Source organism: Veillonella sp. VA139, from assembly GCF_003992005.1.
Classification (GTDB): Bacteria; Bacillota; Negativicutes; order Veillonellales; family Veillonellaceae; genus F0422.
In genome coordinates this window covers 1-22,297 of the sequence record NZ_RQVL01000027.1, presented here as the reverse complement: position 1 = coordinate 22,297, position 22,297 = coordinate 1, and the positions used below count along the sequence as shown (strand labels likewise).

The following is a 22,297-nucleotide window of genomic DNA, read 5'->3' as shown; positions in this document are numbered from 1 at the left end:
TGATCACTATCCTTGATTCACAATAGTTACGCCACTGCCCACTGTGGCTTCTACAGGAATTCCCATAGCTTTTTCTAAAGTAGCCATGCTTAAGTTATAGTTATATAGAGCATCTACATAATTGTTACGTGCTGTAGCTAAGGCCGTTTCTGCGTCAAGCACATCCACATTCGTACCTACACCAGAACGGTAACGCAATGTTTTAATGCGGAAGTCCTCTTGTCCTGCTTCCACCGCTGCATGAGTACTTTGAATTTTTTGTTCTGCAGCTTTTAAATTTAAGTACGCTTCTTGCACTTGTAACTCTACGGTGTCAATCGCTTGTGTGTAGGCTTCTTTTGTCTTCTCTAAGTTTGCTTTGGCAACGTTCACGTTAGCTTTCGATTGGCCCCCATCCCACAAATTCCAAGATAAGGTAGCGCCTACAGACCAGTCTTTGCTATCGTTTCCAGACCATTGAGATCCTTTCATTACACGGCTAGCGCTTGCATTCACTGTAGGAATATCTGAGGCATTCGCACGACTTACATTTTCTTCTGCTGATTTGACTACCATTGCAGCTTGTACAATAGCACCTCGATGTGCTACCCCATACGATTTTGCTGTTTCCAATGAAATGGCATATGGTGTATATGTTAGCTCTTTATCTGCCGTTACGATTGGTGTAGATACAGGTAATCCAACATGATTATTAAACTTTGCCTCCGCTAAACTAGCTGCATTTTTCGCTTCCACTAAGGCTGTTTTGGCATTGGCTAATCTTGTATTCGTTGCTAACACATCTGATTTAGAGACAATACCTACTTCATATTGTAAGTTAGCATTTTTCAAATGTTCTTCATAATCACGGACTGTTTGCTCAGCTACACTGACTTTATTTCGAGACATAATCAGTGTTAAATAATTAGAAGTGGCTGTTAATTTTGCCGTTTGTGCTGCTTCCGTCAAAGCAGCACCACTGCCATCACGGCTATATTTAGCCGCTTCAATTTGCGCATCCAAAGCACGGTTAAATAGAGATACTCCTACCCCTAATTGATGAGAAAAAGCATTGCCAGTTCTGCTAACACCATTCGTTTCATTTCCTGTATTGCTAGCATTATAAGTATAGGTCACAGCTGGGTTTCTACCACTGGTAGCAACCCCTACTTGCGCTACTGCCGCTTCATAATCCCATTGAGATTGATGTAAGGTTCTATTATTTTGCAATGCCATGGCAATCGATTGTGGCAATGTAACCGACACAGATTGACCCTTTGTCTGTGCTTGGTTTTTGTATGCCTTTGTCATACTCGCTGCTTGAGCCGTCGCTTTTTGTTGATACGCCACTAATTTCACTGTATCTGTTTGTGGCGCTGCCGCTCCTACTGTGCATGCATAGGCTGCTAACATCGCCGTTACTGTCATTATTTTTCTATTCATTGGGTCCTCCTAAAATATCTTTCTTAGCCCAAAATAATTCACACGATGATGGTCACGACCATACCAAGTCCATTGACCGACCGCATAGGTATCTTTCCATAATTGAATATCCGAACGAACCCGATAGGAACCATGACGGATATCGAATAGGGCACCTGATAGTGAAAGTGGTTTTCCAAATCCTATATCGGCTCCCACGCCTAATTTTCCATCAAATAGTCCGCCTCGTAAGTATACTTGATCTAACACTTGTTTTCCATAGGTGAGGTCCAAGTTAGATCCATTTCCTACATTAGAAATCCCTAAAGTATACATGGCATCATTATGCATAAGGCGCACATCCGCATCAGTACGAACCTTTTTATCATCTGGATTATACAGTACCTCTGCTCCTATTTGCGTCTTAAGGTCCGACTTTTTTCCATCAGAACCTGCTTTCACATCTCCTCCGGTGAGACGATTTAACTTAGTCGTCAATTGTGCTGTATTATGTAAGGTTTCTTTAATATCGGCCGCACTCTTAGGGTCTGTCACAACCCCTTCCATAGCACCTGCCATTTTCGAAATACTATCTGTAGTCGTTTTTAAATTATTCACAATTTGGCGCATTTCTGTGCCCGCTTGACCATCTGCATTAAATTGCTTCATATTCGTATCCATTTGGTTCGTCAAGGATTCCATATTTCGTGTGATACCCACCATATTTGCTGTTAGGGCAGAAATATTATCGCTATTATTCGCTAGCATAGCATTCATTTGAGCCGTTAAACTCGCTGTGTTTTGAGCAATCAGTTCTGTAGACTGTAAAGCGTTCCGCAAGGCGTTTTGTGTTTTTTCATCTCCAATAATACCGTTCATAGATTGTAAAGTAGCAGTGGCCGTTTCCATTAATTTCGTGGCTTGTGCCATCGTTTTATCAATTTCACTTTTTCCATCCCCTGTAATGAAAGCCCCATCATCTAAATACAAAGTGCTACGACCCGGTGTAATTTGTATGAATTTATCCCCTAAAATACCATCACTTTCCATAGTAAACGCAGAATCTGTAGGGATTTTTACATCTTTGTCGATGTCCATGGATACGGTAATTCCCTTATCCGTGACCTGCATGGATTTAACTTTTCCAACTTTCACCCCTGAAAATCGTACTGTATTGCCTTCTTTCAAACCGGTCACAGATTGAAAGTTTCCTGCAATATGCATAGTAGGAGCTGCAAATATATCAAATCGTCCTAAGAACACAATGCAAACAGCAAATAGGACTACTCCCACTACGGTAAATAGACCTACCTTTGCCTCTGTTGTCCACTTCATGGCATATCTCCTTCTTCTTGTATCTCTGTTTTTACAGATTTACGTCCCTCTATAAATTGCTGCACCTTCGGGTTCTTTGAATGTCTAAATTCTTCCGTTGGTGACACTTCAATAAATTTTCCTTTATCTAATAAAGCAATGCGATCCGCCACAAAAAAGGCTGAATTCATATCGTGAGTGACCACGATAGAGCTACATTGCAAATGAGATTGCATACTTCGTATTAAACGACTAATAGTTCCCGATGTAATAGGATCCAATCCTGAAGTCGGTTCATCATAGAGAATGATATTTGGATCTAATGCAATAGCACGAGCCAGACTAATCCGTTTTTTCATACCTCCTGACAGTTCGCTAGGCATATAATGCTCCGTTTTTGGTAATCCTACCATACGCAACTTGTTAGCTACTGTACGCTGAATTTCCTCTTCACTCATGTCGGTATGTTGACGCAATCCAAATGCCACATTCTCTCCTACACTCATAGAATCGAATAAGGCAGAATATTGAAAGACCATTCCCATAGTTTGTCGTAATTTGTCGAACTCATTTTCATCAATTTGCGTAATATCTACGCCATTGACTAAAATGGTACCACTAGTAGGACGTAACAAACCGATAATCAACTTGAGCAATGTACTTTTACCCGCTCCAGAGCCCCCTAAAATAGCAAGGGTTTCTCCATCATGGATAGTTAAATCTACATGGTCTAAAATCACTCTATTCTCGTAGGCTAGGACCACATTTTTTAATTCAATCATAGGTCCTCCTAGAATAATAAGACTGATAAGAAGTAATTTAATATAAACACTAAGATGATACTGGTTACTACAGAACTAGTAGTAGCATACCCAACAGCGGTAGCCCCCATATCTGTGTACATTCCTTTATAGGAGCCCACTAAGGCAATAACCGCTCCGAACACACAGGATTTAATTAATCCGTATGTCAAATCAGATAGGATCGCAAAAATTTGAATGGAATCTAAGTAGGTAGAGCCTGCTAGTCCTTTCACCATGGTAGCTACTAAGTAACCCCCGCCAGTTCCAATGAGGACACCATAAAATGTTAGGATAGGCACCATAATCATACAAGCGACGACACGAGGCACTACAAGATATCCGATAGGGTTCACTGCCATCACCTTGAGGGCATCAATTTGTTCTGTTACTTTCATCGTTCCTAGCTCTGCAGTGATAGCCGCTCCCACGCGACCTGCTAAGACAACGCCCACTAAGACTGGCCCCAGTTCACGTCCCATGGCAATAGCCATAATACCGCCTACAGTTCCTTGTGCTCCATAACGAATCAGTACATCCGCTACTTGTAATGTCATAACAGCACCTGCAAAAAACATGGTGAGTGATAAAATCGGCAAGGAGTGCACTCCTAAGTGCGCCATTTGTTCGATTGTCAGTTTCCAATTTATTTTTGGTAATTGTCCTATGGTCCTCCATAGTAACAGCATGGCCTCTCCTATCTGGGATAGGACGAAGATTATTTGCCTACCAATCCATGTTAACCAAATCATAATTCCTCCTGAGTATTTGTATCAACTTTCAGTATATCACAAAACTCTTTGAATGTGCAGTAGTACCATAAGAGTTTTCAAAATAAAAGCAGGAAATGATGAGGTGTCACTTCCTGCTCTCTTCAGATGAGACTATTTAGTTTTCTTTTGGTCTGACTCTTCTGCTTTTACTTTCTCTTTTAACTTTGAAAGTTTTTCTTTCACTCGCTGTTTACGCAAATGGTCTCGATCTTTTTTATCTACCACTTGCACGGTAAACTGTCCATCCCCTAAGACAACATAATCCACTACTACTCGTGTAGCTTCATTCTTTTCTTTCTCATCGTCATCAGATGCTTTCAACCCTTTTTTATGTTTGTCGCCATTTGGCAACTCATCATCTACATCATCATCGACTGCTTCTAAGCGTTGCTTTTTCACCTTATCTCCAGACTCTTCCACCATGCTGATATCATCCGCTAAAAACTCAGCCACGATTTGGTTATTCTGATCATCTTCACTGAGATCTTTAAAATATTCCTCAAAGTTTTTATGCACTTTCAATCGTTGCACAATTTCATCAGTCAAATTATATTTTTGTTTTTCAAACAAATATGGCAAAGGAATGACGCCACCGCCACGCACTTCAAGAGTGTAGGTTCCTAGTTTTTGATCGTCTGGTACTTTAAAGATAATTTCTCGTTGAATCTTTCCTTCACGGTAAGCTTGTAAATTTGCAGTAATTACAATATTGTCACCAGGGGATACAATGACTTGGTCTGCACTGGCATCGATAATTGTAGCAGTACGTTTCGCTTCTTCCACTTGTACATCAACTTGAATATCACGAATTTCATAGTCTTTGAAAGCATTATTCATTAAACTTTCTACAATATCAAATAGTTCATCAATAGATTTTTCAGATACCGACCTACCAGAGTACACCATATTGCGTCGTTCTAAGGTAGGTAACTTTGAATCTACTGGTGTAATCTTGATATTGATTTTGGCTGTACCACCACCGACACGGTCTAATGTTTTGTTCAGTAAACTATACACCGAGGTAGCCACTAGAGTTGGGGTCAGTTTAGCGGATTCCACCACAGTCACAGCCGCATTTCGCTCTACTCCGCGATCTAAATCACGAAGCTGCATGCGCACAGGAACACCTTTCCCAAATACGCCAACAGTACCAGCAATCCCTGCCCCACGGTCTTCTGTAATGACACCTACCTCTCGACCTAATGACCCTAATTTAAAACCAGAATCTATACTTTTTACTACTGTAAAGATACTAGAGTTATTCATAAAATAACCGGTAGAGCCCCGTTTGTCAAATGGATGACCAAAGGCAACCACTTTATCCTTATCGACATAGGTAACGGTACCTACCGCCCCCATCTTTAAATCGCCTTTCACAAGCAACGCCGCAATGGAGCCACCAGGCACCATCGGTTTCACAATATCATCCGTGCTATCACTAGCCGTAGCATATCCTTTATAACCGAAATCCTTAAATTTTGTACCTAGATACGATAAGGAAGCTTCATCATAGCCATCTGCCATCAAAGGTGTTCCCAATGGTATTAACTGTGTATCCTTCCAAGGATTGGGTAAATCTTTTTGGTACTTCTCATCCCATAGTTTTACCATTTGATCGATTGGTGTGACCATTCCCAAGGTACCATCTGTAAATCCCCAGCCATAGGCAACGGCGCCTACCAATTTACCATCAATGTATACGGGGCTACCACTCATACCATGAACAATGCCACCAGATGCCTCAATGATGGGACCTGATACTTTCACTAGAATCAAATCACCCGATGGACCACGTTGTTTCATCACACCTAGGACTTCAACGTTAAAAGAATCAATTTTATCTCCTTGTACCACCGTATCCGCATGGCCTACCATGCCACGATGTACATCTTCTACTTTCATAAATTCTATTGCATGAGCACTTGTAAAAGTGGCTCCACACAATAAGAGCGCCAGCACACCCTTAGTGTACCGACGCCAAAAACGATGTAACTGCATCTATATCGCCTCTTCTTATTGATTATTAATGATTAATTATTTATCACCGTTATAATTTGACCACGTTCCACTGAGGCACCTGGTTCCACAGAAACCGCTTGCACCACGCCATTCACTGTAGCTCGGGATGCCACCATAGGTCCCCCTAATGTTTGCACTGTAAGTAAAGGATCTCCTTCTTTCACAGAAGTTCCTACACTGACTACAGACACTACTTCACCAGATAACACTGTTTCATGATTTACTGGTGCAGCTTCTGCCGTAGCTGTCACAAATAATGCTGCTAACAATACCCCAAAACTATATAGAAAAACTTTTTTCATATATATACACCTCCTACATTTTTCTTCCATGTATAGTATATCATATTTTCAAGAGTCCGAACAATGAATCCCTAGTAAAACAATGCCCTTTGCACGCTGTCACTTTCACTTGCTATAGTATATACCCCCTATATGAAAGAACCATGAATACAAGCATATACTATCGCAATTCTTCTAAGGTATCTCGCAACTGATTCAACTCTGATAAAGCCTTTCCTGTACCTAATATGACAGAATATCTAGGATGCTCCACCACATAAGCAGGACGACCAGTTTTTTCTGTAATCATACGATCTAAGCCACGAAGTAAAGAGCCTCCACCAGTCAAAATAATACCATGATCATTAATTTGCGCCAGTAACTCTGGCGGTGTTTTTTCTAAGATACCAATGATCCCTTCAATGATATGTTGCACTGGTCTTTCTAAGGCAAACTTCATATCTTTTGAAGTAATTTCTACCGCTCGTGGCAAGCCTGTCACACTATGCCGACCTCGTACGATAGCTCGTTCCTCTCCAGACCTTGGATCTACAGTACCCACTTCGATTTTTAAATCTTCCGCAGTGAGTGGACCTATCAGTAGTTTTTTCTTTCGCTTCATATATTGTAGTAATGCATCATCAAAGGTATCGCTACCGATGCGTAAACTCTCACTGACTACTACACCAGAATCACAGATGACAGCAATATCTGTGGTGCCACCACCGATATCGACCACCATAGCCCCCACTTGGTCTGCCTTATCTAAGCCAGTTCCAATAGCAGCTGCCAAAGGTTCTTCCATAAGTACTATTTTGCGAGCCCCGGCTTGTAAAAGCACTTCTAACACAGCCCGTTTTTCTACTGGTGTAATACTGGATGGCACACAAGCTATGATACGAGAACGAATGAGCCCAGATACAGGTACCACACGACGAATAAAATGACGTAGCATATACGCTGTTGTATCATAATCGGCAATGACGCCCCCTTTTAAGGGCTGAATCACTTCGATCCCCTCTGGGGTTCTACCTAAAATGGCTCGTGCTTCATGACCTATGGCAATCACTTCTCTAGTCTTTGTATCGCAAGCCACAAATCCTGGCTCATCTAAGACAATCCCACGACCTTTGACATACATCACTACATTGGTAGTCCCCAAGTCGATGCCAATATCCGTAGTCCATAAGAGGCTCATTTTTTCAAGGAATGATACTGGACGACTTTCTCGTTTAAAAGATGTTTGTTTTGTAGTCGTTCCTATTGGTTTTCTACGTACCCGCCGTTGTTTCCGTCTATCCTCTTTTGATTGAGGTTCTTTTTGCTTACTCGTCCACCCGAACAATGTTAGCACCTATTCCTTTTAATTTTGCCACTAAATTATCATAGCCCCGATCGATATGACCTAATTGACCGACTTTAGTCACTCCAGTGGCTGCTAGACCTGCACATACTAAAGCAGCGCCACAACGCAAATCAGTAGCTTCCACTTCAGCGCCTAGTAAGTGTTCTACGCCAGTCACAATGGCTTTACGATCATCTACCTCGATAGAAGCACCCATTTTCTTTAATTCATCTACATGCATGAAACGATTTTCAAAGACCGTTTCCATCACAGTACTTGTACCTTTTGCAACCGTCGTCATCGCCATAAATTGAGCTTGCATATCTGTAGGGAATCCAGGGTACGGCAAAGTTTTGATAGACGTTGCTTTCAATTGACCATTACTGATGACACGGATTCCATCAATATCTTCCTCAACGGTAACACCAGCTTCTTTTAATTTAGCTACCACTGGCTTTAAATGCTCTGAAAGGGCATTTTCTACATATACATCGCCACCAGCCATAGCCGCCGCAATTAAATAGGTACCCGCTTCAATGCGGTCTGGAATCACTGTATGCACAGCACCTTTCAATTCTTTCACGCCTTCAATACGAATCACATCTGTACCAGCACCGCGAATATTAGCTCCCATACTATTTAAGAATGTAGCTAAATCGACAATTTCTGGTTCTTCTGCAGCATTTTCAATGATGGTTTTCCCTTCTGCAAAGGTGGCTGCCATAATTACATTTTCAGTAGCTCCTACACTTGGGAAATCTAAATAAATTAAATTACCTATTAAACCTTCTGGAGCTTTTGCTTCTACAAAACCTTCCCCCATAGTAATAGTCGCACCTAATGCTTCAAAAGCTTTCAAATGCAAATCAATAGGACGACTGCCAATCGCACAACCACCTGGTAAAGCAATACGAGCTTCCCCTTTGCGCGCTAATAAAGGTCCCATCACCAAAAAGGACGCTCGCATACGTCGCACTAAATCATAAGGTGCTTCCACAGCAGAGATCGTAGAAGCATCAAAGGTAATATTCTCTCCATCTTTTGTTACTTTCACACCGAGGGATGCAATGACATCACAAATCGTATGAACATCTTCCAAATCTGGAATTTCAAGCAGGGTGCTTGGAGTAGACGCCAATAAAGTCGCCGCAATAATAGGTAGTACTGCATTCTTTGCACTACTTACTCGAATACGACCTTGTAAAGGCGTACCTCCTTGAATAATAAGCTTTTCCAACTGAATTCCTCCTAATCTTATCTATAGTTATCGTTTAACGATGATATCCTAGTACCTTTCAAACATGGTTTGACTGACAAACATTCATACTCTAGTATACTAAATCTTTCCTCTATACGCAAGAAAAAGACCGTCTTATGACGGTCTTTCCTAAATAAATCTATACTATTTTATTTCACTTTCATGGAAAGTTTTTTATCCAATCGATGGATAGTATCTACAAACCGAACGGTTCCTGTTTTATACCGCATCACAACGGAGTGAGTACGAGCACCACCAGGGAAGTATTTAATAGAAGATAATACATTGCCTTCTGTAATGGCTGTGGCAGAGAAAATTACATCATCACCACTTACCAAATCATCAATGGTCAATACTTTGTTCAAGTCGGTGATACCCATTTCATGACAGCGACGAATTTCTTCATCTGTAGCAGGTTTTAGACGAGCTTGCATATCCCCACCGGTACATTTTAAAGCAGCCGCAGCTAGCACTCCTTCTGGAGCTCCACCAGTACCTACAACCATGTGAATACCAGAGCCTTCTAAACCACATTCCATAGCTGGGTTTACATCACCGTCTGTAATCAAACGAATACGAGCTCCGGCAGCACGACATTCATCCATTAACCCTTGATGACGTTCACGATCCAACATAACGACTGTTAAATCATCAATAGCACGTTCCATTTTTGCAGCTACACGGCGCAAGTTTTCCGTCATGGACTCATTCAAGTCGATAACACCTTTAGCACGTGGTCCTACGCACAATTTTTCCATGTACATATCTGGAGCATGTAATAAACCGCCTTTAGGCGCAATAGCCAATACAGCAATAGCACCATTTTGACCTTTTGCAATTAAATTCGTACCTTCAATAGGGTCTACGGCGATATCTACTTCTTCTCCGCCTGCCCCAACACGTTCACCAATATATAACATTGGCGCTTCATCAATTTCACCTTCTCCAATCACAACGGTACCAGAAATTGGCACTGTATCGAAGGTTTGTCGCATGCCATCAACAGCTAATTGATCTGCTGCATCTTTGGCTCCACGACCACATAAACGACCACTTTTTAATGCCGCTGCTTCTGTAACACGAACAAACTCTAAGGCTAATGTGCGATCCATTTTGATCCTCCCACTTGTGTCTACTATTTATTGGCTGCTTCCCAGTCCGCTAGAAAACGTGCTAATCCTGCATCTGTTAATGGATGCTTTAAAGATTGTTGTAATACATTAAACGGTACTGTAGCAATATGTGCACCTGCTTTGGCACATTGTGTCATATGCATAGGCGTACGAACGCTGGCTGCAATGATTTCTGTTGAAATATTATGAATCATAAAAATTTCAGCAATATCTTCGATTAATTGGATTCCGTCCATAGAAATATCATCTACTCGACCAACGAAAGGGCTTACATAGGTAGCACCTGCACGGGCTGCCAACAATGCTTGGTTAGCAGAGAAAATTAGTGTTACATTTGTTTTAATTCCCTCTTTAGAAAGCACAGATACTGCTTTTAAGCCTTCTGCTGTCATAGGTACTTTAATCACTACATTATCACCCAGCTTAATTAATTCATGGGCTTCTTTCACCATTTCTGGTGCTGTCGTAGCAATGACCTCTGCACTCACTGGTCCCTCTACAAGATCAGCAATTTGTTGAATCACTTCGTGTAAGTCACGTTTTTCTTTCACGATTAAAGACGGGTTTGTTGTTACCCCTGCAATAAAGCCCATTTCATAGGCTGCTTTAATGTCATCAAAATTAGCTGTATCAATGAAGAATTTCATAGCGGACTCCTTTCTAAGCCTCTGGATGAATATGAGTTAAACCACCCATATATGGTTGAAGCGCTGTTGGAATGCGTACAGAGCCATCTGCTTCTTGATTGTTTTCCAAAATCGCAGCCACTGTACGACCTACAGCTAAACCAGATCCATTTAATGTATGTACAAATTCTGGTTTACCTTTTTGTTCACGACGGAATTTAATATTACCACGACGTGCTTGGAAATCCGTCATGTTCGAGCAAGAAGAAATTTCACGATATACACCTTGGCTTGGCATCCAAACTTCGATATCGTACGTTTTAGCAGAACCAAATCCCATATCACCTGTGCACAATGTAATAACACGATGTGGCAATTCTAAAGCTTGTAAAATACTTTCTGCTTGCGCTGTTAACGTTTCTAATTCTGCAAAAGATTCTTCTGGTTTTGCAAATTTCACTAATTCTACTTTATTAAATTGATGTTGGCGGATTAAGCCACGTGTATCACGACCAGCAGAACCTGCTTCGGCACGGAAACAAGCTGTAAATGCTGTGTAATATTTAGGCAATTCCTCAGCTGTTAAAATTTCATTGGCATGATAGTTTGTCAATGTAACTTCTGCCGTTGGAATTAAGAAATAGTTTTCTCCTTCCACTTTGTACATATCTTCAGCAAATTTTGGTAACTGACCTGTATTCGTCAATGTTTCACGACTCACGATGTATGGCGTCATCATTTCTGTGTAGCCCGCACTACCATGCATGTCTAACATCAAGTTAATCAATGCCCGTTCTAATCGCGCGCCAATTCCTTTGTAGATAGTGAAACGAGCACCACTTTCTTTAGCAGCTCTTTCAAAATCTAAAATTCCTAAGGATTCTCCTAAATCCCAATGGGCTTTTACATCAAAGTCAAAGGAACGAGGTGTACCCCAACGGTGTTGTTCGATATTTTCGTTTTCATCAGCCCCTACTGGTACAGAAGCATCACACATGTTAGGTAACATCAAAGCCACTTGTTGTAATTCTGTTTCCACTTCACGCAATTTAGTATCCAATGCACCGATTTCATCGCCTACACGTTGCATTTCTGCAATTTTATCATCTGCATTTTCTTTATTGCGTTTTAATTGGCTGATTTCTGCCGTTACTGCATTACGCACTGCTTTTAATTGCTCTACTTCTTGGATGATAGCACGTCTTTCATCGTAGAACTTCACAAAGCTAGTCAGGTCGCCTGTTGTATGACGACGATCTAAGTTTTCTTGTACCGTTTCAATATTCTCACGGACAAATTTTAAATCCAACATAATCATGACCTCATAGAATTCATTTAAGTACTTAATTAATCTACCTTTAATATTAGCACATTTGCTATTACTTTTCTACCTTAATAGGCATTTACTTGGGCAATTTCCCCTTACCCCTTCTCCATCTCTGAAAGCATAACAAAACAGCGACCAAACTCATGCCTGTTTAGTCGCTGTTCATCTACGCACCTCACAATACCTTGTGACCTACGCATGCATATATTATTCTTCTACTGTTTCTTCCTCTTCTACTTTCACCGCTTCTGGTTTCATAAGAGGGAACAACAATACATCACGAATAGATGCAGAGTCCGTTAAGAACATCACTAAACGGTCGATACCGATACCCAAACCTGCAGTTGGTGGCAAACCGTATTCCAACGCTGTGACGAAGTCTTCATCCATACGGTGCGCTTCATCATCACCCGCTTCACGTTCTTTCAATTGATTTTCAAAACGTTGTTTTTGATCGATTGGGTCATTTAACTCGGAATAGCCATTGGCCAATTCACGACCATAAATAAAGATTTCAAAACGTTCTGTAGTCAATGGTTTCTCACGATTTTGTTTTGCCAACGGGGAAATTTCAACTGGATGTCCATATACTACAGTTGGTTGCATCAAGTTTTCTTCTACATATTCTTCAAAACACAAATTCATGATTTTACCAATACCATCGGCTTCACCATATTCTACATTTAAGCGATCTGCAATGGCACGCGCTTCGCTCAATGTTTCAATAGCATCAAAATCTTCCCCAGTGTATTGTTTAATACCTTCTTGCATAGTAATGCGATTCCATGGTGGAGTCAAATCGATGTCCATGCCTTGGTAATTGATTTTTGTTGTACCTAGTACTTCTTGTGCACAGTAAGATACCACACCTTCTGTTAAAGCAATGGCATCTTCAAAGTTACCATAGGCTTGGTAGGATTCCATCATAGTAAATTCTGGATTGTGACGAATAGATACCCCTTCATTACGGAAAGAACGGTTAATTTCATATACGCGTTCTAAACCACCAACGATCAAACGTTTTAAGTATAGTTCAGGGGAAATACGCATATAAATATCAATGTCTAAGGCATTGTGATGCGTAATGAATGGGCGAGCTGCCGCACCGCCTGGGATGGCATGCATCATAGGAGTTTCTACTTCCATGAATTGCTTGCTGTTTAAATACTCTCTAATTTTTGCTACGATTTTCGTACGTTTTACAAATGTATCACGAACGCTTGGATTTACGATTAAATCCACATAGCGTTGGCGATAGCGAAGCTCTGTATCTTTCAAACCATGCCATTTTTCTGGTAATGGACGAAGGGATTTAGACAATAAAGTCAATTTGTTGACCTTCACTGTAATTTCGCCTTTTTGTGTTTTAAATACATGACCTTCGATACCTACAATATCGCCCATATCAAGCATTTTTACATATTTGTAATCTTCTTCTCCCATCACATCTTTACGGAAGTATACTTGAATATCGCCAGATAAATCGCGCAAATTAGCGAAGGCTGTTTTACCATGAGAACGAATTGTCATCAATCGACCAGCAATCACAACTGGTTGACCATCAAAATCACGGAATTCATCCTTAATTTGGAGTGCCTTATGTTGAACAACAAATCGTTGTCCAAATGGATAGATATTATCCTCTTCATATTGCGCCAACTTTTCGCGGCGTACCAACATTTGATCGTTTAAATCCAATTGTTCCGGCACATGTTTTTCTTCGCTCATGAGGGGCCTCCTTATACTTCTTTACCCTTATTGAATGCTTAATATTTTAAAACTCACCATACCATCTGGTGTGTTTACTTCTACTTTATCACCTTTTGCTTTTCCTAAAATCGCAACGCCCACAGGGGATTCGTTAGAAATACGATTGTTGAAAGGATCCGCTTCAGAAGAACCTACAATAGTGTATTCTAATTCTTCATTAAACTCTTCGTCCAATAAAGTTACTTTACTACCTACTGTCACTGTATCACCTTTTACATTTTCATCAATGATTTTAGCGGTATTAATTTTATTTTCCAACTCGATGATATGACCTTCGATGAAAGCTTGTTCGTTTTTCGCATCATCATATTCAGAGTTCTCTGAAATATCACCATAGGAAATAGCAATTTTAATACGTTCTGCCACTTCGATTCGACGTACAGATTTATAATGATTTAATTCTTCTTCTAGCTTCTTCAACCCTTCGGCTGTAAGTAAGGTTTCTTTTACCTCTGCCATGTATGTCTCTCCATTTCTATTCCTCATATACAGAAAACAGTGCCACATGACACTGCCTCCCTTATGAAAAAGTTACTTAAATTTCTTATTAACAATAGCTATAATTATACTGACTTCTCTTATAAATGTCAATGTGAAAGCCTATCCTACTGGGACACACATGTAAGTTTACACTATTTTTTATAAACACTTTCATAGATTGCTAAGGCATCCGCAGCTGTAAGATGACTGTATGCTGTGGGATAGCGGACGCAACTATTGGCAATGTCTTTCAAAGATTCTTTAGGAATCCCCACTTCTTCTAGTGTAGATGGCGCTCCTATTTCTTTGAAATATGCTTCTAAGGCTTCGATACCAGCTAATGCATACTCTGTATCACTCATAGATCCTTGTTCAATGCCCCATACTTCTTTAGCAAAACGCATTAACCGTGCGGTCGCGTTAGGTAATATCCAACGCAAATACGCTGGATGCATAATCGCCAATCCTGCCCCATGAGGAATATCATAAAAGGCTGATAGAGCATGCTCTAAGGCATGAGTCATCCAGTCTTGATCTTTGCCTAATCCTAAGGAACGATTCAAAGCTAAGGTAGCACCCCACATAATATTAGAACGTGCTTCATAATCTTCTAAGTGTTCCATAGATTTCCGGCCATTGCGCACGATATTTTTAAAGATTCCTTCAATGGCAGAATCTGTCACATTATCATCATCTGGTGTAGACACATATTGTTCCAATAAATGGGACAACATATCTACAATGCCATAGGCAACTTGCTCTCTCGGCAACGTGTAGGTATAGGTAGGATCTAACATAGAAAATTGTGGAAACAAAGCCGGTCCATAACCACTTAATTTTTTCTGTGTTTCCCAATCGGTAATCACACCACCGTTATTCATTTCACTGCCAGTAGCGGCCATCGTTAACACGACACCAAATGGCACAGCCTCCGTCACTGGCTGATGGTCTAAAAAGAAGGTTTGCCAAAAATCAACCGTAGTTGGTAACGTAGCACCTCCGGCAATGAATTTGGTGCAATCAATAACAGAACCACCACCGACGGCTAGAATAAAATCAATGTTATGTTCTTTGCATAAAGCAATACCTTCACGTACTTTCGTAGTCCGTGGATTTGACATAATACCACTTAACTCAAACACTTCCTTACCTGCTTGTTGTAAGGCTTCTTTTACCACATGATAAATGCCATTCTTTTTAATACTACCTCCACCATAGGTAAGTAGCACTCGTGTTCCAAAGTGACTTAATTCAGTTGCTAATGATTCCTTCACACAGTCTTTACCAAACACTATTTTGGTTGGATTATGGTAAATAAATGATTTCATTCGACCCTTGTCTCCTTACTATTAAATACGCCTATCTGTGATAGAATGAATAGGCAATTGTTCTTTCATAGACTGTATCTGCTTTAGTCTTGCTTTCACCATTCATATTGATATCATTCGGCACAAATTGTGGTTCAATGGCAATGCCTGCATGACAGCCATAATGACGATCTCGGCCATCTTCGTTTAACCAATTTCCTGTATACACCTGAAAGTGTGGTGCATCTGTATGGAATACGGCTGTCACATCCTTACCTTGTAACACCGCAAAAGGCACAACAGAATCTGCTGTACTACTTTCCTCTATTGGAGCCGTTACAAAATCATGGTCATATCCCTTATATTGACTTAGATCCTCAGCATAATGCTCCAATGCTTTTTGTAGATCCATGCCTTTTCTAAAATCGAATGGTGTTCCTTCTACAGATGCTAGCTTAAGTTGAGGAATTTGGTGGTCTCCAAACGGCATATACTGATGGGCTCCTAATTCTAATACATGGTTAGATAAGTCGCCTTCTCCATGCAAATTAAAATATACATGATTCGTCAAATTTACAAAGGAATCTTCAGAGGTTGTGTACACATACGTGACTACTAGTGTCTGTGCTACCAATCTGAACACAGCTTCTACATACAAATCGCCTGGAAATCCGTCTTCTTCAGATGTAATGGAATACGATAGATGTACCACTGTATCAGAACAATTCTCCTTTACAACATCCCATAGACGATGTCCAATATTGCCTTTGCCACTATGTAATAAGTTTGGACCATTATTCGCTGTTAGTTGATGGACTGTACCATTCCACGTATAGGCTGCATTGGCAATACGATTTGCCACACGCCCTACAGTAGCACCTAGTTGGCCATGCTTTGTTTCATAGTCTTGTACAGAATCATAGCCCAATGCTAAATGGCGCTGCACCACTTTGTCATAAACAGCGACAATGGTGGCACCATAATCGCTTATTTGTACTTTCAGTGCATCATTTTCTATTGTATAGACATGAGCCTCTTGGCCTGTTTGCAATCGTCCAAAAGATTCTACTTTCATCATAACTCCTAACCGCCGATACGCCACATAGGACGTTCCACTTTTTCAATGGAATTTCCATCATGACTCGCGTATCGACCTTGTAATGCCTCTTCAATGCAATGCAATATAGTTTGTGGTGTGCCCCCATTTTGTATAAGTCCACACAAGTCTAAATCTTCATCACGCAGTAAACATAAACGTAGCGATCCATCTGCAGTAAAACGAATGCGATTGCAAGAAGAGCAATATTGATTAGACAAAGGAAAAATAAAGCCAATTCGTTGTCCATCTGGCAATTGGAAGTATTGAGCTGGTCCAAATCCCAATCGTTCTGTCACTGGAATTAACTCAGATCCCACAATGCGTTCAATCTGCTCCTTCCACTCTCCAAAAGTAGGCACATGACTTTGTTTCCCTTGGAATGGCATGTATTCAATAAATCGCCATACCACATCCCACTCTTTTCCATAATGTAACAAGGTTTCCACTTCCTTGTCAGAAAATGGCGCTTGCACTACGGTATTAATCTTTATGTTTTGAAAGCCTACATTCTTTGCAGCTTCTATACCACGAAGCACGCCAGCTAATTGTCCATTGCGCCCCACAGCTTTGGCAAAACCCTCTTCTTCCACAGAGTCTAAACTAATATTTAATCGCTGTACCCCTGCTGTAAATAAACGTTCCGCCTGAGTTTCTAATAGACTACCATTGGTCGTCATAGAAATATCGGAAAACCATTGGCGGTCCTGTATATGCTCTAACAAGTCATATAGATGTGGATACAATAAGGGCTCTCCCCCTGTTAATCGCAAGGCTTTGACGCCTCCTAAGTGCAACGCCTCTAACAAAGGCAACCAAAAGCTCGGCGGCAACACAGGCGCCATAGCTTCTGTAATCTCCTGAGGCCGACAATAGGCACAACAAAAGTTGCACGCTTCCGTTAAGGAGATACGTGCATACTCAATAACACGCCCTTGGCTATCACGCATTGACTGGCTCCTCAACAATACGCACTGCATCGCCTACTTGGATCTTTCCGCCTTCTAGCACACGACCAAAAATCCCCTGTGTAGGCATAATGCAACTTCCTACTTGTTGCATAATTTCGCAACCTTGATGGCACTCTTTACCGATTTGAGTCACTTCTACAATCGTTTTACCTAAGGCTAATTTAGTACCCACTGGCAATTGGAATAAAGTCAAGCCTTCTACGGTAATATTTTCTGCAAAATCTCCAGGGTTCACATCAGCCCCACTTTTACGCATTAATTCGATACTTTCAATACCAAGCAAGCTCAATTGACGATGCCACGGGCCTGCATGAGCATCTCCTTCAATACCATGATTAACTACTAACTCCGCTTCTGGGATGTTTGTTTTCTTTTGTCCTTTTGCTCTGCTAATTGAAATAGCAATAATTTTTGCGTCCATTATATCTCCTTAGATTATTATATTTAAAATTACCTATATGGTTTCTATTATATCACGTTTACGCAGTAAATCTATAATAAAAAGCACGTCATCTTGAACAGCAATAAATGCATTTTCTTTAGAGACGTGCTCATTCTTTCATCAACGTTTACAGGTGAAAGCAATTATTCTTTTATATCTGTATGACCAAGTCCGTTGAAGACCATGTTTAATACAACAGCTAAGATACTGCCAAAGGTAATACCACTTTCAAAAATAATTTTTGCAGCAGGTGGAAAATTATGATAAAACTGGGGCGCTCCGATAGGAATCATAGCCACACCAATGCTCAATGCTACAATCATCAAATTATGATTATTTTCGTAATCTACCTTTCCCAAAGAGCGAATACCACTAGCAATAATCATACCAAACATAGCAATCCCAGCACCACCCAATACAGGACTCGGAATGGACGCTACCACGGCAGCCAATTTAGGGAACAATCCTAAGACCATTAATATCACACCTGATGTGGCTACTACAAAACGGCTTTTCACATTCGTTACCGCAATTAATCCGATGTTTTGTGCAAAGGCTGTATAAGGAAAACTATTTAAAAAGCCACCAATACAAGTAGACAACCCATCCGCTTGTAAGCAAGAGCTTAATGTTTTCTTGTCTACTTTTTTATCTACGATTTCACCTATGGCAATGGCATCTCCTGTGGTCTCTACCATACAAACAGACATTACCACAAGCATGGCGATAATGGAGCTTACATCAAAGGTAGGTATACCGAAAGCAAGTGGTGTCACTAAGCCTAACCAGTCGGATTGGCTCACCTCAATAAAATTCACTTCCCCTAAAGCATAGGCAATCATAGTTCCACCTAATAACCCGATAAGAACTGACAAATTACTTAGAAATCCTTTAGCAAATCGATTCACTAACACTACGATGAGTAAGGTTAATCCGGATAGCCACAAGTTGGTAGCACTGGCATAGTTCGGATCTTCTGGATTGACACCAGCGATCCACACAATCGCTACGGGCATTAAACTAATGCCAATAATCGTAACGATAGTTCCCGTTACGACCGGTGGAAATAATCGAATGAGACGACTAAAATAAGGAGCGATGAAAAAAGTAAATATTCCTGCCACTATAATAGCGCCATACACAGCTGGTAAACCATGTTCTGTTCCAATAATAATCATAGGTGCTACCGATGCAAAGGTAACCCCTTGAATCATAGGTATGCGTGCGCCCACAGGCCCTATCCCCAAGGTTTGAATCAGTGTGGCAATACCACAGGCAAATAAATCAGCATTAATGAGGCGAATTAAATCCTGCGTGGATAAGCCTAATGCATTTGCTAGAATAATAGGAACGGCTACCGCCCCTGCATACATAGCCAATACGTGTTGCAATCCATAAGAAAACAACTTAGATAGGGGTAACATTTCGTCAACAGGATGGACCTGCTTAGCGATTTCACTCATGCCATTTCTCCATTCTTTAATACATTTTATTAAGAAGTTATGCTAATCATAATACTTTTATATTAAATCACAACTTATATAATTTGTCAAAAAAATAAGCCTACTCTGTAACGAGTAGGCTAACACTAGTAGACCAATTCTTATTTACGTGTATATTCTTTTATAGAAGGATTGTGATCTTTCATAGCTTGTTCTAAGCCAAAGATAACCATCTCATTCATATATGTACGTAATTCATCATTGTGCACTTTCTCAGCATGACGAGCTAAAATTCCTAAGAACTCTTCTTTATAAGTATCCACTTCATTGGCTGGCACATAATGATGACCATTCAAATAATTTTGATAATCTGCGTATAAACTATTTAACACTTTTCTTCCATAGCTATCTTTTTTCCAACGATGGCTTTCAATGTAAAAGTTTTTTCGTACATTCATATAGTATAATGCATTAATCGCATCTAATTGGCCTGCTGAAACCACTTGATGTGTTTGTAATTCAAATGATTGCTTGCTATGCTCTTGACCGTAATTAGCAAATGTATCCACTACGCGTTTTACCTCCCAGTTAGGGCTCTCCACGGTGATGTTAGCTTGTATTTCTGAAATAACTTGTAAGCCCTCTTGCTCTGGTAACATTAACGGATCTTGTGCCGCATACGCCGTTTGACCTAAGGCTATCACACCAACAATGGCAGCACCTAATAACCAACATTTACTTTGTGTTTTCATACAAAGCTCCTTTCAACTATTGATGTAACTCGATTGATTTTGATTCTATACTCTTATTATACAGATTCTATCTTTTTTATTCAACGTGTAATTCTATATTGAACGAATCTATGTGAAAGTCTTTCAATCTTGACTTTTATGTTCTTATCTATTACGATATACATAACTATGATAATATCTATCATTATCAAATCTTTGTGATGGAGGTGTCCATGAAATATTTTGAATTAGAACCACTGCCTTATTCTGATCACGCCTTAGAGCCTGTCATCGGCAGAGAAACACTCGCATCTTTGTATACTGATGTATACAGCCATTCCGTCTCTAAACTTAATGAACTAGTAGAAGAGTTCCCTGACCTTCGCTTTGGTCATATCGACTGTCTGCTAGGAGGCTTAAGCCATGTGCCACAAGAAATTCGCCAAGACATTCAGTGCTATGGTGGAGCCTATAAGAATGTAACCTTATTTTTGCACACGTTGACAAGCCCTAATGCAAGTACCATCAACGGACCAATCAAAGATGCTATCAACCGCTCTTTTGGATCCTTAGAAAAGTTCCAACAACAATTTACAGAGGTGGCTCACACTCATGTCGGTAATGGTTGGACTTGGCTTGTGCTCAACCCAGACAATACGCTTGCTATTACTTCTACAAAAGAACAAATCAATCCGATTATGAACATGCAAACTGCAATCTTAGGCATCAATCTATGGGATTACATGTACGTCCATTCCAGCCGCGAAGAATATATTAACAACTTCTTCACCATTGTGAACTGGAAGATTGTAAATCATATCTATGAAGAGACTTTAAAAAATCCAAATCGCTTTGGACACGAATAAGATAAGAAAAAGCTGTCACCACGTCGCCGTGGATGACAGCTTTTTTCTATTCTTCTGGTACAGTACCTACATGGACTGCTACAATGCCACCTGTAAGTTCATAATACTTAGCATCTTGTAGTCCCACATCTTTAAAAATTTGAAGAACACCTTCTTGCCCCACATAGCGGCGCAGTGATTCTGGGAGCCACGCATAAGACGATTGATCGTGACTTAATTTACCCAATACAGGCAGAATCTTCTCAAAGTACAAGTAATAAGCCTGCTTAAATCCAAACATGGTAGGTTTTGCCAGTTCCAAGGTAACCACTTTACCGCCTGGTTTAACAACACGCTTCATTTCACGAATGGTTTGTTCAATACTTGGTACATTGCGCAAAGCAAAACCAGATACAGCCCCATCAAAGGTATTGCTATCATAAGGTAAGTCCATCGCATCCCCTTGTGTAAGGGTCACCCGATCTGTATACCCTTCTTTCTCCAATCGATTTTTGCCAACCGCCAACATTTCAGGACTAAAATCGAGTCCTTCCACATGTAAAGACGGAATTTCTTGTAATGCTGTTTTTGTTAACATACACGTACCACAAGCAATATCCGCTAGTCGCATACCTTCCGTTAATTCTAATTGTTCTATGGCAAATCTACGCCACCGTGCATCTTGGTTAAAACTCAATAATGTATTCATTACATCATAATGCTTCGCAATATGAGAGAATACATCTTGCACATAGGCTTTTTTATCATCATGTGTTTTAAATTCCACGGTATACCTCCAGTTATTTTCTACCGCTACTCATTATACACGAATGGTTATGGATATTCCATAATTTATATTGTTAGTGTAAAATGTTTGTGGGAAAATAAAATAGCAAAAGAAGGTCATCCTTTGTTACAATGAATGTGTTCAAATAA

The 22,297-nt window shown here is 40.3% G+C and carries 21 protein-coding genes; 1 reads left to right on the top strand and 20 read right to left on the bottom strand.

All coding sequences use genetic code 11. From position 1 onward, the window contains the following. Positions 1-6 precede the first annotated feature (6 nt). The 19 genes from EO125_RS08340 to EO125_RS08250 all read right to left on the bottom strand — a co-directional run bounded on the left by EO125_RS08340 (position 7) and on the right by EO125_RS08250 (position 20,537). Entirely contained in the window at positions 7-1,422 is a 1,416-nt protein-coding gene (locus tag EO125_RS08340; protein WP_127148492.1) for a TolC family protein, read from the bottom strand. 9 nt (positions 1,423-1,431) lie between these two features. Next, positions 1,432-2,736 carry an MlaD family protein gene (locus tag EO125_RS08335; RefSeq protein WP_127148491.1) on the bottom strand — a complete coding sequence of 435 codons (1,305 nt, stop codon included), beginning with the start codon at positions 2,734-2,736 and terminating at the stop codon, positions 1,432-1,434. After that, positions 2,733-3,497, bottom strand: coding sequence for an ABC transporter ATP-binding protein (locus EO125_RS08330; protein ID WP_127148490.1), 765 nt, complete (start codon positions 3,495-3,497; stop codon positions 2,733-2,735). The genes EO125_RS08335 and EO125_RS08330 overlap by 4 nt, the downstream gene beginning before the upstream one ends. A gap of 8 nt (positions 3,498-3,505) precedes the next feature. Further along, the gene (locus EO125_RS08325; RefSeq protein ID WP_127148489.1) at positions 3,506-4,267 is read right to left on the bottom strand and encodes an ABC transporter permease; all 762 of its coding nucleotides are present in this window, start codon (positions 4,265-4,267) and stop codon (positions 3,506-3,508) included. A gap of 132 nt (positions 4,268-4,399) precedes the next feature. Continuing rightward, positions 4,400-6,286 (bottom strand): SpoIVB peptidase S55 domain-containing protein, encoded by a 1,887-nt coding sequence (locus EO125_RS08320; RefSeq protein WP_127148488.1) that lies wholly within the window; start codon positions 6,284-6,286, stop codon positions 4,400-4,402. A gap of 32 nt (positions 6,287-6,318) precedes the next feature. Then, entirely contained in the window at positions 6,319-6,609 is a 291-nt protein-coding gene (locus tag EO125_RS08315) for a biotin/lipoyl-containing protein (protein ID WP_127148487.1), read from the bottom strand. Positions 6,610-6,769: 160 nt separating this feature from the next. After that, on the bottom strand, positions 6,770-7,942 hold the full coding sequence (locus EO125_RS08310; protein WP_127148486.1) for a rod shape-determining protein: 1,173 nt from the start codon (positions 7,940-7,942) through the stop codon (positions 6,770-6,772). Further along, the gene (murA, locus tag EO125_RS08305) at positions 7,914-9,170 is read right to left on the bottom strand and encodes a UDP-N-acetylglucosamine 1-carboxyvinyltransferase (RefSeq protein ID WP_127148485.1); all 1,257 of its coding nucleotides are present in this window, start codon (positions 9,168-9,170) and stop codon (positions 7,914-7,916) included. Before murA ends, EO125_RS08310 begins: the two co-directional genes overlap by 29 nt. Positions 9,171-9,340: 170 nt before the next feature. Continuing rightward, the gene (glpX, locus tag EO125_RS08300) at positions 9,341-10,303 is read right to left on the bottom strand and encodes a class II fructose-bisphosphatase (RefSeq protein WP_127148484.1); all 963 of its coding nucleotides are present in this window, start codon (positions 10,301-10,303) and stop codon (positions 9,341-9,343) included. 23 nt (positions 10,304-10,326) lie between these two features. Then, the gene (gene fsa, locus EO125_RS08295) at positions 10,327-10,971 is read right to left on the bottom strand and encodes a fructose-6-phosphate aldolase (protein WP_062401432.1); all 645 of its coding nucleotides are present in this window, start codon (positions 10,969-10,971) and stop codon (positions 10,327-10,329) included. 13 nt (positions 10,972-10,984) lie between these two features. Next, a complete protein-coding gene (gene serS / locus EO125_RS08290) occupies positions 10,985-12,262 on the bottom strand; it encodes a serine--tRNA ligase (RefSeq protein WP_127148483.1) in 1,278 nt (425 codons plus the stop codon). Between the two features lie 222 nt (positions 12,263-12,484). Then, positions 12,485-14,005, bottom strand: a complete 1,521-nt coding sequence (gene lysS, locus EO125_RS08285; protein ID WP_062401429.1) for a lysine--tRNA ligase — start codon at positions 14,003-14,005, stop codon at positions 12,485-12,487. A gap of 27 nt (positions 14,006-14,032) precedes the next feature. Then, a complete protein-coding gene (gene greA, locus EO125_RS08280; protein ID WP_126939729.1) occupies positions 14,033-14,506 on the bottom strand; it encodes a transcription elongation factor GreA in 474 nt (157 codons plus the stop codon). Between the two features lie 173 nt (positions 14,507-14,679). After that, positions 14,680-15,855 carry an iron-containing alcohol dehydrogenase gene (locus tag EO125_RS08275; RefSeq protein WP_127148482.1) on the bottom strand — a complete coding sequence of 392 codons (1,176 nt, stop codon included), beginning with the start codon at positions 15,853-15,855 and terminating at the stop codon, positions 14,680-14,682. A gap of 31 nt (positions 15,856-15,886) precedes the next feature. Next, positions 15,887-16,909: an aldose epimerase family protein gene (locus EO125_RS08270; protein WP_164726490.1), complete on the bottom strand. Its 1,023-nt coding sequence runs from the start codon at positions 16,907-16,909 to the stop codon at positions 15,887-15,889. A gap of 8 nt (positions 16,910-16,917) precedes the next feature. Further along, the gene (locus tag EO125_RS08265) at positions 16,918-17,880 is read right to left on the bottom strand and encodes a GTP 3',8-cyclase MoaA (RefSeq protein WP_127148480.1); all 963 of its coding nucleotides are present in this window, start codon (positions 17,878-17,880) and stop codon (positions 16,918-16,920) included. Then, complete coding sequence (locus EO125_RS08260) at positions 17,873-18,325, bottom strand: MOSC domain-containing protein (RefSeq protein WP_038144922.1); 453 nt, start codon at positions 18,323-18,325, stop codon at positions 17,873-17,875. Before EO125_RS08260 ends, EO125_RS08265 begins: the two co-directional genes overlap by 8 nt. A 161-nt stretch (positions 18,326-18,486) precedes the next feature. Beyond that, positions 18,487-19,806 (bottom strand): nucleobase:cation symporter-2 family protein, encoded by a 1,320-nt coding sequence (locus tag EO125_RS08255; RefSeq protein WP_127148479.1) that lies wholly within the window; start codon positions 19,804-19,806, stop codon positions 18,487-18,489. Between the two features lie 140 nt (positions 19,807-19,946). Then, positions 19,947-20,537, bottom strand: a complete 591-nt coding sequence (locus tag EO125_RS08250) for a hypothetical protein (protein WP_127148478.1) — start codon at positions 20,535-20,537, stop codon at positions 19,947-19,949. Between the two features lie 212 nt (positions 20,538-20,749). Between EO125_RS08250 and EO125_RS08245 the strand changes: the two genes are divergently transcribed. Continuing rightward, positions 20,750-21,382, top strand: coding sequence for a superoxide dismutase (locus EO125_RS08245; RefSeq protein ID WP_164726489.1), 633 nt, complete (start codon positions 20,750-20,752; stop codon positions 21,380-21,382). Between the two features lie 46 nt (positions 21,383-21,428). Here EO125_RS08245 and EO125_RS08240 read toward each other — a convergent pair whose 3' ends face one another. Continuing rightward, positions 21,429-22,148, bottom strand: a complete 720-nt coding sequence (locus EO125_RS08240) for a class I SAM-dependent methyltransferase (RefSeq protein ID WP_127148476.1) — start codon at positions 22,146-22,148, stop codon at positions 21,429-21,431. Positions 22,149-22,297 lie beyond the last annotated feature (149 nt).

Excerpts from the sequence above, each read along its gene's own strand:
- EO125_RS08340 (WP_127148492.1), bottom strand. The coding sequence starts at position 1,422 with ATGAATAGAAAAATAATGACAGTAACGGCGATGTTAGCAGCCTATGCA.
- EO125_RS08335 (WP_127148491.1), bottom strand. The coding sequence starts at position 2,736 with ATGAAGTGGACAACAGAGGCAAAGGTAGGTCTATTTACCGTAGTGGGA.
- EO125_RS08330 (WP_127148490.1), bottom strand. The coding sequence starts at position 3,497 with ATGATTGAATTAAAAAATGTGGTCCTAGCCTACGAGAATAGAGTGATT.
- EO125_RS08325 (WP_127148489.1), bottom strand. The coding sequence starts at position 4,267 with ATGATTTGGTTAACATGGATTGGTAGGCAAATAATCTTCGTCCTATCC.
- EO125_RS08320 (WP_127148488.1), bottom strand. The coding sequence starts at position 6,286 with ATGCAGTTACATCGTTTTTGGCGTCGGTACACTAAGGGTGTGCTGGCG.
- EO125_RS08315 (WP_127148487.1), bottom strand. The coding sequence starts at position 6,609 with ATGAAAAAAGTTTTTCTATATAGTTTTGGGGTATTGTTAGCAGCATTA.
- glpX (WP_127148484.1), bottom strand. The coding sequence starts at position 10,303 with ATGGATCGCACATTAGCCTTAGAGTTTGTTCGTGTTACAGAAGCAGCG.
- fsa (WP_062401432.1), bottom strand. The coding sequence starts at position 10,971 with ATGAAATTCTTCATTGATACAGCTAATTTTGATGACATTAAAGCAGCC.
- serS (WP_127148483.1), bottom strand. The coding sequence starts at position 12,262 with ATGTTGGATTTAAAATTTGTCCGTGAGAATATTGAAACGGTACAAGAA.
- lysS (WP_062401429.1), bottom strand. The coding sequence starts at position 14,005 with ATGAGCGAAGAAAAACATGTGCCGGAACAATTGGATTTAAACGATCAA.
- greA (WP_126939729.1), bottom strand. The coding sequence starts at position 14,506 with ATGGCAGAGGTAAAAGAAACCTTACTTACAGCCGAAGGGTTGAAGAAG.
- EO125_RS08275 (WP_127148482.1), bottom strand. The coding sequence starts at position 15,855 with ATGAAATCATTTATTTACCATAATCCAACCAAAATAGTGTTTGGTAAA.
- EO125_RS08270 (WP_164726490.1), bottom strand. The coding sequence starts at position 16,909 with ATGAAAGTAGAATCTTTTGGACGATTGCAAACAGGCCAAGAGGCTCAT.
- EO125_RS08265 (WP_127148480.1), bottom strand. The coding sequence starts at position 17,880 with ATGCGTGATAGCCAAGGGCGTGTTATTGAGTATGCACGTATCTCCTTA.
- EO125_RS08255 (WP_127148479.1), bottom strand. The coding sequence starts at position 19,806 with ATGAGTGAAATCGCTAAGCAGGTCCATCCTGTTGACGAAATGTTACCC.
- EO125_RS08250 (WP_127148478.1), bottom strand. The coding sequence starts at position 20,537 with ATGAAAACACAAAGTAAATGTTGGTTATTAGGTGCTGCCATTGTTGGT.
- EO125_RS08245 (WP_164726489.1), top strand. The coding sequence starts at position 20,750 with ATGAAATATTTTGAATTAGAACCACTGCCTTATTCTGATCACGCCTTA.